This window comes from Zoogloea sp. (assembly GCF_023150065.1).
Lineage (GTDB): Bacteria > Pseudomonadota > Gammaproteobacteria > Burkholderiales > Rhodocyclaceae > Zoogloea.
Genome location: NZ_JAKLLN010000032.1, coordinates 1 through 15,435 on the forward strand (window position 1 = coordinate 1; position 15,435 = coordinate 15,435).

Genomic DNA, 15,435 nt, shown 5'->3' on the forward strand with positions numbered 1-15,435 from the left:
ACCGCCCGGTGCGGACCCGCATGCCGGGTGGTGTGGGAGGGGAACGGTCAGATTATCTGACCGCCCCTATCCCGATTGCATTGTCGATTTCGTTCAAGCGCCGCCCCTTGCTGGGGGGCGGTGATGAGTGGCTTGTCGTGGACCGTTACGTCTTTTACAGCGTATCGCGGGCCGCAACGGCCAGGTCCAGGGCGCGCAGGCGCAGGTCGGGATCGAAGATGTCGCAGACCAGCATCAGCTCATCGGCGCCCGTGGCGGCCAGCAGGCGGGCCAGGCCGTCGCGCACGGTGTCCGGGCCGCCGATGACGGCGGCGCCGAGGAAGTCGCCGATGGCGGCGCGTTCTTCCGGATGCAAGCCGGCCATGAAGTTCTCTTCCGGGGGCTGCAGGCGTCGCCGGTCGCCACGCAAGATGCCCAGCACGCGCCGGAAGGTGCTGCTGGCGAGAAAGTCGGCTTCCTCGTCGCTGGGAGCGGCGATCAGCGGGACGCCGATGATCACGTAGGGGGCGGCGAGCTGGGCCGAGGGCTGGAATTCGCGGCGGTACAGTTCGACGGCCTGCAGCAGCAGGCGCGGCGCAAAGTGGGACGCAAAGGCGTAGGGCAGGCCCCGGGCCGCGGCCAGCCGTGCCGAGAAGAGGCTGGAGCCAAGCAGCCAGATGGGTACCCGGGTGCCCGCGCCGGGCATGGCGATGAGCTGCTGGCCGGGTTCGGCCGGGGCCAGCAGGTGCTGCAGCTCGGCCACGTCGCGGGGGAAGTCCTCTTCCCGCTCGATGCGGTCCCGGCGCAGGGCGCGCATGGTCAGCCCGTCGGTGCCGGGAGCGCGTCCGAGGCCCAGATCGATCCGCCCGGGGTAGAGTTCGGCGAGGGTGCCAAAGGCTTCAGCCACCACGAGCGGCGCGTGGTTGGGCAGCATGACGCCGCCGGATCCGACCCGGATGCTCCGGGTGCCGCCGGCAATGTGCCCCACCAGCACGGCGGTGGCCGAGCTGGCGATGCCGGCCATGTTGTGGTGCTCGGCCAGCCAGTAGCGGGTGAAACCGAGGGCTTCGGCATGGCGGGCCGTGCGCAGGGAGATGGCCAGGGCGTCGGCTACCGTACCGCCTTCACGGACGGCAACCAGGTCGAGAAAGGAGAGGGGGACGGGCGGAGTGGAGGTGGTATTCATGCCCGCCAGTGTCCGTCAGAAGACCGCGGCAGGGAAGTGCCGCGGCTGGGGGATGTCAGGGCGCTTCTGGCGGCCTCAGGCGAGCATCCACCAGTCGCCGTCCCAGCCGTCGGTGGCCTGATAGACGCGCTCTTTTTCGACCATGCTCTGGCGGGTCTGCTTGATCTGCTCGGCGATGCTCATGAAGGCATCGACCACCTGCGGGTCGAACTGTTCGCCGCGTCGTTCGCGGATCATGGAGAGCACGGTATCCACGGGCAGGGCCTTGCGATAGCTGCGGTCGTGGGTCAGGGCATCGAAGAAATCGGCGACGGCGACGATACGCCCCGCCAGGGGGATGTCCCGACCGCACAGGCCCAGAGGGTAGCCGGCGCCGTTGTAGTGCTCGTGGTGGGTCATGGCGATTTCGCCGGCGAGCTGGAGCAGGGGTTCGTCCGACTGGCCGATGATGGCCGCGCCGATCCGCGGATGCTCGCGCATCAGGCGCCATTCTTCGGTGGTGAGCGGGCCGGTTTTGCTGAGGATGCTGTCGTGGATGCCGATCTTGCCGATGTCGTGCATCTGGGCGGCGCTGTCGATCAGCTCGCACCAGGTTTCCGTACAGCCGAGGCTGGCGGCGATCAGGCCGGAGTAGGCGCCGATCCGGGCCGTGTGCAGTGGGGACTCGCCGTCCCGCTGTTCGGCACGGCGGGCGAGATCGAAGAAGGCTTCCCGGTTGAGCTTGCGAATGGTGCTGACCGCCCGGTCCCTTTCCCGCTGGATGACTGCCATCTGGCCATGGGCCTGCTCGAGCTGGGCGCGGGCGGAGGCGGTCTCGTGTTCCGCTTCTTCGAGCAGCCGGGTGAGGCGCTCGAACGGGGGCATGGGGGGGAGGTCGAGGGGAGTCTTGGCTTGGGGCGTCATGGTTGTCGGATCGGGCCTTTCGAGGGCATGGCATCCGGGATGGCTGGGAACTCCCGTGCAATGTAGTTCATGTCTAAACGTTAAATACGTTAAATTCGCCACGGCTTGCACGATTGCTGAAGTGATTCGCCAACTATTGCGCAGGTCTGCAGGCTGCCCCCGCGCCGCCTGAACTGCCCCTCGAGGCGTGATCTGACGCGCTCCAGCGGGTGGGTTTCGGGGCCGAGTCCGGGGTACACTCGCGCCCTTTCGGATGCAGCGCCGGGCTTGCGGGCCGGCCTGCCCACTGCGGAGGGTTTCCCTGATGACCATCGACTGGGCTCATTTCACGCCCTTGGCGTCCCTTGGCGGCGGGGCATTGATCGGGCTCGCAGCGGGAATCCTGTTCATCGGCAGCCGCCGGATCGCCGGCATCAGCGGAATTTTTGGTGAGGTCCTCAGCGGCGCTCGTGATGGCATGGGCTGGCGGCTGGCCTTTCTGGCCGGATTGCTGGCGGCGCCCTGGGTGGTACCAGGGCTGGCGGTGGGCGGTGGAGAAGCGCGCTTCGGGGTGTCCTGGCCGGTGCTGTTCGTTGCCGGTCTGCTGACCGGCTACGGCACGCGGATTGCCCGCGGTTGCACCAGCGGTCACGGGGTGTGCGGCCTGTCGCGCCTGTCACCCCGTTCGCTGGTGGCGGTATTGTGTTTCATGGCCTCGGGGATGGTCACCGTGACCGTGCTGCGATTGCTGTCCGGAGAGGCATCATGAGTCGTCTGCTGGCGTGGCTGCTGCCACTGGTGGCCGGGCTGCTGTTTGGTGTCGGGCTGATCGTGTCGGAGATGGTGGCCCCGGCCAAGGTGCAGGCTTTCCTGGACGTGGGCGGGCGCTGGGATCCGTCGCTGGCGCTGGTGATGGGCGGGGCGATCGCCGTGGCCTTGCCGGTGTTTCAGCTGGCCCGGCGGCGGCGTCCGCCGGCGCCCCACGGCCCGGTGGAGGGGCGCCTGATTGTCGGGAGCGTGCTTTTCGGGATTGGCTGGGGGCTATCGGGCTACTGCCCGGGGCCGGCCCTGGTGGTGGCCGGTGGTGGCAGTGGCGAGGCCCTGGGTTATGTGGTGGCGATGGGGCTTGGAATGGCTCTCGGCAACCGGTACGGGGCGCGGGAGTTGCGACGGGCTTAGGGCCCGGCTGCCAGGTGGCGGCCGGCGAACAGGACAGGATGACGGGCATGGCTTTGCGGATTGCAATCAACGGCTACGGACGGATCGGGCGGTGTTTCCTGAGGGCCTTGCTGGCCTCTCCGGTGCGTGAGCACTTCGAGGTGGTGGCCATCAATGAGCCGGCCGACCTGGAGAGCATGGCCTACCTGACGCGCTTCGACTCGACCCATGGCTGCTTTCCGGGCACGGTGGAGGTGGAGCCGGGTAGCCTGCGCATCGATGGGCGGACGATCCAGGTCTTTCATGCCGATACGCCTGAAGGCGTGGCCTGGGGCGAACTGGGGGTGGATGTGCTGGTCGAGGCGTCCGGCCGCTACAGCCATCGCCACGATCTGGAGCGATTTCTGGCTGCCGGGTGCCGGCGCCTGCTGTTGTCCCACCCGGGGCAGACGGCGGAGGACGTGGATCAGACCATCGTTTTTGGCATGAATCACACGCTGCTGAGCGGGGCGGAGCGCATCGTCTCGGCGGCGTCCTGTACCACCAATGCCATCGTGCCGGTGCTGTCCATCCTGGACGAGGCCTTTGGGCTGGAGCATGCCATGCTCACGACCCTGCATTCGGTGATGAACGATCAGCCCCTGATCGACGGCTACCACCACACCGATCTGCACCGCACCCGCTCGGCCATGCAGTCGATGATCCCGGTGTCCACGGGCCTGGCCCGGGGAGTGCAGCGGATGTTGCCGGGGCTGGCCGGGCGGATCGAGTCGAAGGCCATCCGGGTGCCGGTGGTGAATGTGTCGGCCATCGACCTGGTGGCCACCCTGCGCCGCGGTACGGATGCGGCAGAGGTCAAGGCACTGCTGCGGGGGGCGGCCGAGGGCGGTGGTGCCGGACGCATGATGTATACCGATCGGCCTCACGCCTCCATCGATTTCAACCACAGCCCGCACTCGGCCATCATCGATGGCGGTCAGACCCGCGTGAGCGGTGATCGCCTGCTCAACCTGCTGGTGTGGTTCGACAACGAGTGGGGCTTTGCCAACCGGATGATCGACGTGGTGGCCTTCTGGGGACAGCGCATGGCCTGAGGGCCTGTGCCCACCGGCTCACCGGAGGATTTCCGGCAGGCTCTAACGGAAGGCGCGCTGGATGGCCACGATCAGGAATATCCCACCGGCCAGTACGCCGCAGGCCATGAAGGCATCGGCGCAGGCCTGGGCAAGGGCCGGCGACGCGAGGGGGACGGCCAGGCTGTCGTGGAGGCGTGTGATCCACTCCCCGGAAGGGCTGCCCGGGTCCAGGTGGGCGGCGTAGCGCCACTCCAGCAGCACCGAGCCGCTGGTGATGGCCGACGACAGGCCCAGCTGCCGGACGATGTTCTTCACCTGGTAGGCGTGGGAGAACACCGCCGGATCAATGCGCACAAAGGTGCCGAAGGCCACCGGCCCCATGTAGATTGGCAGGGCCAGCCCGGTGAGCAGGGCCGGCAGGATCAGTGCCCGCCAGTCTCCCGTGCCTGCCGACAGGCCCAGCCACAGGTTGCCGATGCAGATCAGGGCCAGGCCGGCGAGCATGAAGGGGCGCAGGCGCGGCCAGTGGCGTGCCAGGCGGGCGTGGGCCAGGGCCGCGAGCACGCTGCAGCTCATCGCGCCGCTCAGCATCCAGGCCGTGCTGCCCATGTCGAGTCCGAGCCCGTGCTGGAACAGGATGGGCATCAGGAAGCCGCTCAGGCCGATCAGGAAGTAGCCGAAGAAATAGAACAGGATGCCCAGTAGATAACGCTGCTGGAAGAGTCGCCGGTAGTCGATCAGCGGGTGCTCCCGCCGCCATTGCCGGGCCGCAAACAGGCTCAAGGCCGCGATGGCCGCGGCGCCGATGGCCAGCACGGGCTTCGGCGCCGAGAACAGGCTGAACTGCAGGGCCTGGATGGAGTACTGGAGCGCGAACACCGCCACCACAAGCCCGATCAGCCAGCCCCAGTGTTCGCGGCTGCGGGCTTCCGGGGCTACCGTGTCCCGGGGCAGGCGGGGAGCCAGAAAGGCGGCAAGGGCGGCCGCCAGGGGCAGCATCACCCAGAAGACGGCCTGCCATCCGCCGGCAGCCATCAACCCGGCGGCCAGTACCGGTGCGAGGGCCGCGCCGCCCAGCAGGGTGCCGATGAAGGTGAGCAGCCCGGAGAAGCGTGCTGCCTCCGGCAGGCGGTTGATCTGCATGCGGCCTGCCGTGAAAAAGGTGGCTCCCGCCGCCCCTTGCAGGGCCCGGCCAAGGGTGAACTGGCCCGGCCCGCTGGCGGTGGCGCAGAGCAGCGCCCCAAGGGCAAAGACCCCGAGGGAGGCGAGGATGAAATCCCGGTAGCCGATGCGCTCGACGACCCACTGGTGCTTGTAGAGCATGAAGATGGCGCCCACGCCGTAGACGGTCCAGGCCATGGCAAAGCCCCGGGCGTCGATGCCCAGCCCACCCATGATGGGGGCGGCGGCAAAGGTGACCATGCCGGTCTCCACGAATTCGATGCCGGTGACGGCGGCGATCACCCACAGCAGATCCCTGACACTGAGTGGCGGCTGGCTGGCGCGGGGCAGGACGAGGGCGGGGTCGGCGTTCATGGGCGGGGCCGTACAAGAAGGTGATTCGAGTCTAGGCGGCGAGGTTGAATGTCTCAAATCGATCTTGTTGATTGATAATATCAATATGATCGATATTGACTACGCGGCCTTCCGTCGCCTGGATCTCAATCTTCTGGTGGCCTTCGATGCGCTGGTCAGCGAGGCCAGCGTCAGCCGTGCCGCCGCCCGTCTTTACGTGGGGCAGCCCGCCATGAGCCATGCGCTGGCGCGCCTGCGCGAGACCTTCGGTGACGACATCCTGTTTCGTGAGGGCGCGGTGATGCGGCCGACGCCCCGGGCCCTGGCGCTGGCGGGGGCAGTCAGGCAGGTGCTCGACGACATCCAGCAACTGGCCCGTGGCGCCCGGAGTTTCGACCCGGCCGCGGCGGAGGGGCGCGTGCGCATCGCCCTCACCGATCCTCTTGAGGCCTTGCTGTTGCCCGGCCTGGTGGCGCGCCTGCGGGAAAGGGCGCCAGGCCTGATCCTGTCGGTATTGCCCATCCCGGCCTCACGCCAGCTGGAGCAACTGGACGCGGGAGCGGTGACCCTCGTGGTGGGGCATTTCCCTCAACTGCGGGAAGTGCATGAGGGGCTGGCGCTGCATGAGTCGGGCTTTTCGTGCGTCTTCAACCCCGCCCTGATCCAGGTGCCGCCCGGCCCGACGCTGGCGGACCTGGCAGGGCTGCCGCATATCCACACCAATTACGTGGGGGAGCCGCCGGGGCTGGTGGACCGGATCTTCAAGGCCCAGGGGCTGAGCCGTCAGGTGGTGGCCCGCAGTGCCATGCCCTTGTCGATTCCGTTTGTGCTGAAGCGCAGCCCGCTGGTGGCGATCCTGCCCGACATGCTGGCCCGGATGTTTCTGGCTCATACGGACCTGCGTTTCGAGCCCCTGCGCATCGCAGGCTTGAGCCTGCCGATCAGCCTGGTGCGCCACCGCCGGGAGCGTAGCGATCCGCTGACCGGCTTCGTGGCCGGTCTGCTCGCGGACAGCGTTGCAGAGTGGGTGGCGGCGGGAGGCTGAGGAGGCGCGGGTCAGTCGGCCCGGGAGAGGGCCGGACGACGCCCGATCTCCACCTTGAGATCGAGCTTCTCCTTGCCCCGGCGCAGTTCGAAGCCCGCCTTGCGCCCCGGTGCAAGGGCGGCGATGGCTTCCAGCATGGCCTGGGGATCATTCACCTTGCGGCCCTCGACGGCCAGCAGGACGTCACCCGGCTTCACGCCGGCCCGCTCGGCGGGGCTGCCACGCATGACGCCGGAGATCAGGGTGCCTTCGCTGGAGGCCATGCCGAAGGAGTCGGCCAGTTCGGCGGTGATGGCCTGAACTTCGACGCCGATCCAGCCCCGCGTTACCGACCCGTTCTGGATGATCTGCTCCATCACGCTGCGGGCCAGGGAGACTGGGATGGCGAAGCCGATGCCCAGAGAGCCGCCTGAGCGGGAATAGATGGCGGCGTTGATGCCCACCAGGGTGCCGGCGCTGTCGATGAGGGCGCCACCGGAATTGCCCGGGTTGATGGCTGCGTCGGTCTGGATGAAGTCCTCGAAGGTGTTGATGCCCAGGTGGGAGCGGCCGAGGGCCGAGACGATGCCCATGGTGACGGTCTGGCCGACACCGAAGGGGTTGCCGATGGCGAGCACCACATCGCCCACGTGGAGCTGTTCGGTGCGGCCGAAGGTGATGGCCTTGAGCTTGCCGTCGGATTTGATCTGCAGCACGGCCAGATCGGATTCCGGATCGCGGCCGACGATGCGTGCCGGCAGCTTGCGGCCGTCATTGAGGGCCACTTCGATCTCGTCGGCGGCTTCGATGACATGGTTGTTGGTCAGCACATAGCCTTCGGGCGAGACGATCACCCCGGAGCCAAGGCCCGAGGCGCGCTGCTGGGGTCGGTTGTCGAGGCGGTCACCGAAGAAGTGGCGGAACAGGGGGTCGTCGGCAAAGGGGTGGCGCTGGGCCTTGACCTCTTTGCTGGTGAAGATGTGTACCACCGCCGGCAAGGCGGCGCGGGCTGCGTCGGAGTAGGACGCGACCGGACGCCCGCCTGCGACGCTGGCCGGCGCGATGCTTTCCTGAATGGTGACGGAGGGCAGGGCGGGGCGCTCGCCGGTCCACTCGGGTTTGAGTGTGCTGACCACAAACAGCACGGCCACCGAGACCGTGACGGCTTGGGCAAAGATAATCCACAGGCGATGCATCGTAAAATGGCTTGCAGGTGGCGCGCGGGTGCGCAGCCGGAGTGCTTGGTTTCAAGGAGAGGCGGCCATGGAAAGAGCCGAATTGCAGCGTTATCTCGACAATCTGCTCGAAGTCGGGCGCTTCAGGGATTATTGCCCAAACGGGTTGCAGGTGGAAGGACGCGCTGAGATCCGGCGCGTGGTGTGTGGGGTGACGGCCAGTCAGGCCCTGCTCGATGCGGCCGTGGCCCGGGATGCGGATGCGGTACTGGTGCATCACGGGTATTTCTGGCGTGGTGAGGACGGGGTGATCACCGGGTTGCGCCGCAAGCGTCTCGGTACGCTGCTGAGCCGTGACATCAATCTGTTTGCCTATCACCTGCCCCTGGATGCCCATCCCGAACTGGGCAATAACGCCCAGTTGGCGCGCTTGATGGGCTGGATGCCGGAGGGGCGTTTCGGTGAGCAGGACATCGGCTGGACGGGGCGTGCGCCCCACGCGATGTCGGGCGAGCTGCTGGCCCGGCAGGTGGCGGCCCGGCTCGGGCGGGCGCCGCTCCTGCTGGGTGACCCCGCGCGCACGGTTGAGCGGATTGCCTGGTGCACCGGGGGTGCCCAAGGCTACTTCGAGCAGGCGATTGCCTGCGGTGTGGACTGTTTTGTTTCTGGAGAGGCTTCGGAGCAGACCACCCACCTGGCGCGGGAGTCGGGGGTGACTTACCTGGCGGTCGGCCATCATGCCAGCGAGCGCTACGGGGTGCAGGCGCTGGGCGCCCACTTGGCGGAGCGCTTTGGGCTGGAGGTGGCTTTCGTGGAGGTGGATAACCCGGTCTGAAGGCTCAGGCTGCGGCGTTGCTCCGGTCTTCTGCGCTGGGGGGGGGCTCCATGTCCACCAGACTCAGCTCGGAGGGCGGCTTGTAGGTGCCGAGTTCGTCATCGAGGATGGCGAGCAGCAGCAGCAGCTCCTCGACGACCGTCAGGGGGAAGCCCTGGCGGGTGCCGTTGCGGTTGTCGCGGAGGATCTGGTGGATGTAGGTCTGGGCTTCCTGGGTGCCCCACAGATCCTGCAGGCGCTGGATGACGTGGGGCATCTGTTCGACCGTGTCGGCGCCGCCGTGGATCGTCTTGAAGTCGCTCCAGCTGATCATCTTGACGTTGAAGGTCTTGTTGAGCTGGCGCGTCAGGGCTTCGAATTCGGCACGCATGCCGGCCACGTGATACACCTCGAGCAGCTTGAGCCAGGGCTTGACCGCCTGCCGGGGGTTGTTGCGGATGTAGTCGGCAAGGGTCTCGGCGGCACCCTGGGTGCGCCCGAAGGACATCATGATCTCGGCCAGCTCGAGGGCTGAATCATGCTCGTCTACGTTCTCGTCGAAGGGAATGGGGTGCGCCGGGGCGAAGGTGGGCTCGGACCATTCGGCGCTGGCGTCGGCCTGCACTGCCGGCTGGCTGCGAGGGGCAGCGGATGCCCGCATCTCGGGAAGGGACGAGGCGGCCTTGACGTCTGTCACGGAAGGGGGCTGTGCAAGGTCGAGGTCCGGCCCGACGGCGGCCGTGTGGCCCGGGTGCTGCAGCGTGGTGTGGAACTCGGGCTCGCTCAGGGTGGGGGCATCGGTGGTGTTGCGCCGACGCCGCAGGTAGATCAGTGCTCCACCGCCCAGCAGCACGGCGAGAAGGCCGGCGACCGGGGCGGTCCATTGTTCAAGTAGTGCCTGCATGCCATCCGTCTCGGCCTGCGGGCCGGCTGACGGTGTGGCTTGCGCCGGCGCAGGTGCGGGCGCAATGGCGGGTTTGCCGTTCTGGTCGAGCTGGGCCACTCTTTCCTTGAGCAGGGCCTGGTATTCCTCCAGGCGCTTTATCTTCTCGTCAAGTTCGAGCTGGGCCGCAATGCGGTCGTCGATCTCGGCCAGGGTGCGCTGTTCTTGGCTGCGCGGGGTCGGCGGGGCGCTGCTGTCTTCACTCTTCGGTGGGTTGGCGAGCTGCGCGGACATGCGCAGCGGCACAAGGCTGGCTTCGTCGCCGGCTCCGATGACGAGACGGTCTTGGCGGGCGGGTTCGGGGGCGCGTGCCGCAGGGGTGCGAAGCGGTGTGGTGGCCGCAGGTGGCGTCAGTCCGGCCGGGCGTGCTGGGGGTGCGGCTTTGGCTGATGCCGGGGCGGGGCGGGGCGAGACGGCTGCGCTCGGGCGGGGGCTGTGCGACACCGCAGCAGGGCCAGTCGTCGCGCGGCGGCTTGGGGCGGCTGCGGCTGACGCCTCGGCTGGGCCCTGGCCCGGGGCTGCGACGGAGGGGGCAATCACGGGAGCCGTGCTGCCGACTGTTGGGGGAGACAGCAGGAGTGTGAATTCCCGGCGGAGCTCGTAGCCGCATGCAACCCGCAGGCCGAGCATGGCGATGGGGTGATTGACGGGGTCGCGTGTGGTGACCAGCAGGCGGTCGCCGGCGAGTCGGATCCGTGCATTGTGAATCCACGGCATGTCGTCGCTGCTGCCGGGGATCGCCTTGATGCAGTTCGCGTCGATCTCCTCTCCCGGTGCCCGCATCAGCCTCACTTCGGCACGCAAGGGTTCTCCCAGGGACGAGTGGGTGGTGAGCTCGCCAAGGCCGGCAGCGTGGGCGGCGGCTCCGCAGAAAGGGGCAAGCGTCGCGATCAGGAAGGGGATTGTTTTGCGCGCGCGGTTCATCAAGGGGACGTTGGACATCCGGCTAAGGTGGCCTTGTGGGTATGTTGGGCTATGGCGGAACCTTCGCGCCATGGCCGAAGCTACAGTATTCTAAAGAAGTTTGCAGCCTGCCGCGCCGACTTGTCGGCCGCTGGAGGCGTGGAGTGTTGCAGGTGGTGCCGTGCACGCCTTTTTTTACCTTATTTTGCCTGATCGATTTTCTTCGCCTTACTGCCATGCCCCTTTCCGAGCCCGCCTCCCGGCGAACCCGCGTTCATACCCGCCGGATAGAAATCCAGGGGTTCATGCGTGACGATGGTCTCCTCGACCTGGATGCCCGCATCACCGATCTCAAGGATGTTGATTACCCCATCGCGTCCGGCGTCCGCCGGGTTGGTGACCCTGTGCACGACCTGCTGGTGCGTGTGACCATCGATCCTGCATTCTTTATTGTCGATGTGGAGGCCGTGTCCGACTGGGTTCCCTATCCTGGCGGCTGCGACACCATCGGGCCGGCCTATCGTCAGCTCATCGGCCTGAACCTGGTTAGGGGGTTCCGGCGCACGGTCGGCGAGATGTTTGCGGATGTGAGAGGGTGTTCGCACCTGACCGAGTTGCTGCTGTCCCTGCCCACCGCTGCCATCCAGACTTTCGCCACCTTCCGCCGCGACAATGAGGACGACGGCGAAAAGCCCTTCCAGCTGGATCGCTGTCATGCGCTGGAGACGACCTCCGAGACTGTCATGCGTTACTACCCGCGCTGGTATCGGGGCCCCGCAGCGGAGTGAGCTGCGAGATGAAAATGTGCACTGCAGCGTGAAACCGGTCGCGCGTTCTCTTTCGTATATAATCCTTTGATCCGTAATCCGGAGTAGCTCGGCATGTCCGGGGTGTTGCGGTGTCAGGACCGCCCTTTTTCTGAGCCTGTTCAATGGTGATCAGGCGCATGAAAGGGCGGAGCGGTGCGTACGCTGGACGAGGGAGAACGGCGTATGTATCGCGGAGCGCATGCGTGCTCCGAAGAGTCCCATCAACCAAGCGTGAGCGGCCTTTATAAGGCCAAGACTTCGATCGAAGGGCAACCATGAAAATTCACGAATATCAGGGCAAGGAAATCCTGAGAAAATTTGGCGTCACGACGCCGCGCGGCGTGCCGTGCTTCTCAGTCGATGAGGCAGTCAAGGCAGCGGAAACGCTGGGCGGCAAGGTCTGGGTCGTCAAGGCTCAGATCCACGCCGGCGGCCGTGGCAAGGGCGGTGGCGTCAAGGTCGCCAAGTCCCTGGACGAAGTGCGCCAGTACGCCGGGCAGATCCTCGGCATGCAGCTGGTCACCCACCAGACCGGCCCGGAAGGCCAGAAGGTGCGTCGCCTGCTCATCGAGGAAGGCGCCGACATCAAGAAGGAATACTACGTTGCCGCGCTGACCGACCGCGCCACGCAGAAGGTCGCCATGATGGCCTCCAGCGAAGGCGGTATGGACATCGAGGAAGTTGCTCACTCCACCCCCGAGAAGATCCTCAAGGTCTTCGTTGATCCGGCCACCGGCCTGACCGACGAACAGGCCCTGTATCTCTCCAACGGTATCGGCGTTCCCGAAGGCTCCACCGCCCAGGCTGTGGACACCCTCAAGAAGCTGTACACCACCTACATGGAAACCGATGCTTCCCTGGCGGAAATCAACCCGCTGATCCTGGAAGGCAACGGCACCATCAAGGCTCTGGACGCCAAGTTCAACTTCGACTCCAACGCCCTCTACCGTCATCCCGAGATCGTCGAGTTCCGCGATCTGGATGAAGAGGATGCCGACGAAATCGAAGCCTCCAAGTTCGATCTGGCCTACATCTCCCTGGACGGCAACATCGGCTGTCTGGTGAACGGTGCCGGTCTGGCGATGGCCACCATGGACACCATCAAGCTGTTCGGTGCCGAGCCGGCCAACTTCCTCGACGTGGGCGGCGGTGCCACCACCGAGAAGGTGACCGAAGCCTTCAAGATCATGCTCAAGAACCCCAAGGTCAAGGGCATTCTCGTCAACATCTTCGGCGGCATCATGCGCTGCGACACCATCGCTACCGGCGTTGTGACTGCGGCCAAGGAAGTGCATCTGTCGGTTCCGCTGGTTGTCCGCATGAAGGGCACCAACGAAGAGATCGGCAAGCAGATCCTGCGCGATTCGGGCCTCCCGATCATCGCTGCCGACACCATGGCCGAAGCGGCCCAGAAGATCGTCGACGCGGTCAAGTAAGGAGTTAGCGAATGTCCATCCTGATCAACAAAGACACCAAGGTCATCACCCAGGGGATCACCGGCAAGACCGGTCAGTTCCACACGGAAAAGTGCCAGGAATACGCCAACGGCAAGGAATGCTTCGTTGCCGGCGTGAACCCCAAGAAGGCTGGCGAGAAGATCTTCGACATCCCCATCTACGCCTCCGTCAAGGAAGCGGCCGCCGAGACCGGCGCCACCGTGTCCGTGATCTACGTGCCGCCCGCTGGCGCCGCTGCCGCGATCTGGGAAGCCGTTGAAGCCGACCTCGACCTGGCCATCTGCATCACCGAAGGCATCCCCGTCCGGGACATGCTGGAAGTGCGCAACAAGATGAAGAAGAAGGTTGCTGCCGGCGGCAAGGAAACCCTGCTGCTGGGCCCCAACTGCCCGGGTCTCATCACGCCGGAAGAAATCAAGATCGGCATCATGCCGGGTCACATTCACCGCAAGGGTCGCATCGGCGTGGTTTCCCGCTCCGGCACCCTGACCTACGAAGCTGTTGCCCAGCTGACCGAAATCGGTCTGGGCCAGTCTTCCGCCGTCGGTATCGGTGGTGACCCCATCAACGGTCTGAAGCACATCGACGTGATGCGCATGTTCAACGAAGATCCCGACACCGACGCCGTCATCATGATCGGTGAAATCGGTGGTCCGGACGAAGCCGAAGCCGCCCAGTGGTGCAAGGCCAACATGAAGAAGCCGATCGTCGGCTTCATCGCCGGTGTGACTGCCCCCGCGGGCAAGCGCATGGGCCATGCTGGCGCGCTGATCTCCGGCGGTGCCGATACGGCCGATGCCAAGCTCGCCATCATGGAAGAGTGCGGCTTCACCGTGACGCGCAACCCGTCCGAAATGGCCAAGCTGCTGAAGGCCATGCTGTAATCGGCTTTCGAGCCTGATTCGCACCGCGCCCGCGCTGATGCCCGGGCGCGGTTTTTATTTGTGAAGCAGCTTTGCGGTGATTGTTGCGTAGCTGCTTCGGGTAAAGTCACTCCGGTTACGGCTGAAGGTTGAGTGTGAGCAAAGGCAGTGCTAGCTGGCGGATGGCGATGGTGTCCCATGTTGGGCAGGTGCGCCTGCGCAACGAGGACTGCGTGGCCTGTGACGAGACGCGAGGCCTTGCCGTCCTGGCCGACGGAATGGGAGGGCATGCCGGCGGGGCCGAAGCCGCCAGGATGGCCGTGCTGACCTGGATGGATCGCCTGCACGCCGTCGAGGAAGGAATGCTGGTCGAGGACGATCTGCGCCATGCTGCACATCTCGCCAATCGCGCTGTTTTCATGGCGGGTCGTCGGGACCCCGGTTTGCGGGGCATGGGCAGCACGTTGGTGGCGGGCTGTTTTCGGGCCGATGGAGTGCTGCTGGTGGCCAATGTCGGTGATTCACGCCTCTACCGCTTGCGTGGAGACGTGCTCGAATGTCTTACCCGTGATCACAGTGTGTTGCGGGCGCGGTGCGACGCGGGCATGATTGGGGCCGCATCCGAGGGGCCTCCGGCGCTGCGCGGCTTGTTGACCCGGGCGATCGGCGTGGAGGCGGAGGTCGTTCCGGACGTGGGTGCATTTGCGGTCGAACCCAATGATCATTACCTCCTGTGCTCCGATGGCCTGACCGACATGGTGCCCGATGTGGATATCGCCGAGATCCTGGCGACGCTTGGCGCAAGCCCCCAGGTGGCGGCCAAGCACCTGGTCGATCTGGCTAATGATCGGGGTGGGATGGATAATGTGTCGGTTGTCGTGGTGTCGTCTTGTGCCTCCGTGCGGCTTGGCACGGAGCTCGGTTAAGGCTGGTTTCGGATAGGAAAAGCAATGCCCAGGTTGATTTTGAGCATGGATGGTCTGGTGCTGAAGGAAATGCCTCTCGAGAAGGAGCGCACGACCATTGGCCGCAAGCCCCACAACGATATCCAGATCGACAATCTGGCAATCAGTGGTGAGCATGCGGCGATCGTGACCATCCAGAACGATGCCTTCCTCGAAGATCTGAACAGCACCAATGGCACGTACGTGAACGGCCAGCCGGTCAAGAAGCACGTCCTCCAGAACAACGACGTGGTTGAATTGGGCAAGTATCGTCTGAAGTTTCTCACCGAGCACAGTGCAGGAGCGTCCGAGCAGGATGAGGCGATGGCCTTTGGTTCTGCGGTATCGGTCGAGGCGTCCGCAGCCAGCGCCGCGGCTCCGTCCGGCGAGCCTACGATGGCACCTCCCAGCAACGTTGTCGGCATGATCCAGATCCTAAGCGGAACCCATGCGGGCCGGACGCTGGAGCTGTCCAAATCCCTGACCACACTGGGAAAGCCGGGCACCCAGGTGGCAGTGATCACCCGTCGCCCCCATGGCTATTTCATCACCCATGTGGAAGGCACGGTATTTCCGGTGGTCAATGGTCACTCCCTGGATGCCCAGGCACATCGCCTCAATGATCATGACATAATCGAGATCGCCGGCGTCAAGATGGAGTTTTTCTCCCAGACCGCCCAGCAGTAATGGCGATCGCAAGACTGCGG

Annotated in this window: 15 protein-coding genes; 10 read left to right on the forward strand and 5 right to left on the reverse strand. The window is 65.8% G+C overall.

Annotation, left to right across the window (positions count from 1 at the left end; all coding sequences use genetic code 11):
- Positions 1–154: 154 nt before the first annotated feature.
- Together L6Q67_RS22005 and L6Q67_RS22010 are read right to left on the reverse strand one after the other, a co-directional pair.
- Entirely contained in the window at positions 155–1,165 is a 1,011-nt protein-coding gene (locus L6Q67_RS22005) for an LLM class flavin-dependent oxidoreductase (RefSeq protein ID WP_296575034.1), read from the reverse strand.
- A gap of 75 nt (positions 1,166–1,240) precedes the next feature.
- Entirely contained in the window at positions 1,241–2,068 is an 828-nt protein-coding gene (locus tag L6Q67_RS22010; protein ID WP_296575037.1) for an HD domain-containing phosphohydrolase, read from the reverse strand.
- Between the two features lie 304 nt (positions 2,069–2,372).
- Here L6Q67_RS22010 and L6Q67_RS22015 point away from each other — a divergent pair, with 304 nt between their 5' ends.
- Genes L6Q67_RS22015 through L6Q67_RS22025 form a run of 3 tightly spaced genes read left to right on the forward strand, consistent with a single transcriptional unit; the run spans position 2,373 to position 4,299 of the window.
- Positions 2,373–2,816, forward strand: coding sequence for a YeeE/YedE family protein (locus tag L6Q67_RS22015; protein ID WP_296575042.1), 444 nt, complete (start codon positions 2,373–2,375; stop codon positions 2,814–2,816).
- On the forward strand, positions 2,813–3,226 hold the full coding sequence (locus L6Q67_RS22020) for a DUF6691 family protein (protein ID WP_296575047.1): 414 nt from the start codon (positions 2,813–2,815) through the stop codon (positions 3,224–3,226). Before L6Q67_RS22015 ends, L6Q67_RS22020 begins: the two co-directional genes overlap by 4 nt.
- Positions 3,227–3,273: 47 nt before the next feature.
- Positions 3,274–4,299, forward strand: coding sequence for a glyceraldehyde 3-phosphate dehydrogenase NAD-binding domain-containing protein (locus L6Q67_RS22025; RefSeq protein WP_296575052.1), 1,026 nt, complete (start codon positions 3,274–3,276; stop codon positions 4,297–4,299).
- Between the two features lie 42 nt (positions 4,300–4,341).
- Here L6Q67_RS22025 and L6Q67_RS22030 read toward each other — a convergent pair whose 3' ends face one another.
- Positions 4,342–5,817 carry an MFS transporter gene (locus L6Q67_RS22030; protein WP_296575055.1) on the reverse strand — a complete coding sequence of 492 codons (1,476 nt, stop codon included), beginning with the start codon at positions 5,815–5,817 and terminating at the stop codon, positions 4,342–4,344.
- Positions 5,818–5,902: 85 nt separating this feature from the next.
- On the opposite strand from L6Q67_RS22030, the gene L6Q67_RS22035 reads away from it, so the two are divergent.
- Positions 5,903–6,841 (forward strand): LysR family transcriptional regulator, encoded by a 939-nt coding sequence (locus tag L6Q67_RS22035; RefSeq protein WP_296575058.1) that lies wholly within the window; start codon positions 5,903–5,905, stop codon positions 6,839–6,841.
- Positions 6,842–6,852: 11 nt separating this feature from the next.
- Here L6Q67_RS22035 and L6Q67_RS22040 read toward each other — a convergent pair whose 3' ends face one another.
- Positions 6,853–8,016, reverse strand: coding sequence for a Do family serine endopeptidase (locus L6Q67_RS22040; RefSeq protein WP_296575061.1), 1,164 nt, complete (start codon positions 8,014–8,016; stop codon positions 6,853–6,855).
- Positions 8,017–8,083: 67 nt separating this feature from the next.
- Between L6Q67_RS22040 and L6Q67_RS22045 the strand changes: the two genes are divergently transcribed.
- A complete protein-coding gene (locus L6Q67_RS22045; RefSeq protein ID WP_296575063.1) occupies positions 8,084–8,830 on the forward strand; it encodes a Nif3-like dinuclear metal center hexameric protein in 747 nt (248 codons plus the stop codon).
- Positions 8,831–8,834: 4 nt separating this feature from the next.
- Here L6Q67_RS22045 and L6Q67_RS22050 read toward each other — a convergent pair whose 3' ends face one another.
- On the reverse strand, positions 8,835–10,676 hold the full coding sequence (locus L6Q67_RS22050) for a hypothetical protein (protein WP_296575066.1): 1,842 nt from the start codon (positions 10,674–10,676) through the stop codon (positions 8,835–8,837).
- A gap of 215 nt (positions 10,677–10,891) precedes the next feature.
- Between L6Q67_RS22050 and L6Q67_RS22055 the strand changes: the two genes are divergently transcribed.
- The 5 genes from L6Q67_RS22055 to L6Q67_RS22075 all read left to right on the forward strand — a co-directional run bounded on the left by L6Q67_RS22055 (position 10,892) and on the right by L6Q67_RS22075 (position 15,415).
- Entirely contained in the window at positions 10,892–11,443 is a 552-nt protein-coding gene (locus L6Q67_RS22055; protein ID WP_296575069.1) for a DUF2889 domain-containing protein, read from the forward strand.
- 296 nt (positions 11,444–11,739) lie between these two features.
- Complete coding sequence (gene sucC / locus L6Q67_RS22060) at positions 11,740–12,900, forward strand: ADP-forming succinate--CoA ligase subunit beta (RefSeq protein ID WP_296405339.1); 1,161 nt, start codon at positions 11,740–11,742, stop codon at positions 12,898–12,900.
- A gap of 11 nt (positions 12,901–12,911) precedes the next feature.
- Positions 12,912–13,805 (forward strand): succinate--CoA ligase subunit alpha, encoded by an 894-nt coding sequence (gene sucD / locus L6Q67_RS22065; protein WP_296575072.1) that lies wholly within the window; start codon positions 12,912–12,914, stop codon positions 13,803–13,805.
- A 134-nt stretch (positions 13,806–13,939) separates the two neighbouring features.
- Positions 13,940–14,710 carry a protein phosphatase 2C domain-containing protein gene (locus L6Q67_RS22070; RefSeq protein ID WP_296575075.1) on the forward strand — a complete coding sequence of 257 codons (771 nt, stop codon included), beginning with the start codon at positions 13,940–13,942 and terminating at the stop codon, positions 14,708–14,710.
- Between the two features lie 24 nt (positions 14,711–14,734).
- Entirely contained in the window at positions 14,735–15,415 is a 681-nt protein-coding gene (locus L6Q67_RS22075; RefSeq protein ID WP_296575078.1) for an FHA domain-containing protein, read from the forward strand.
- The last annotated feature ends 20 nt before the right edge of the window (positions 15,416–15,435 follow it).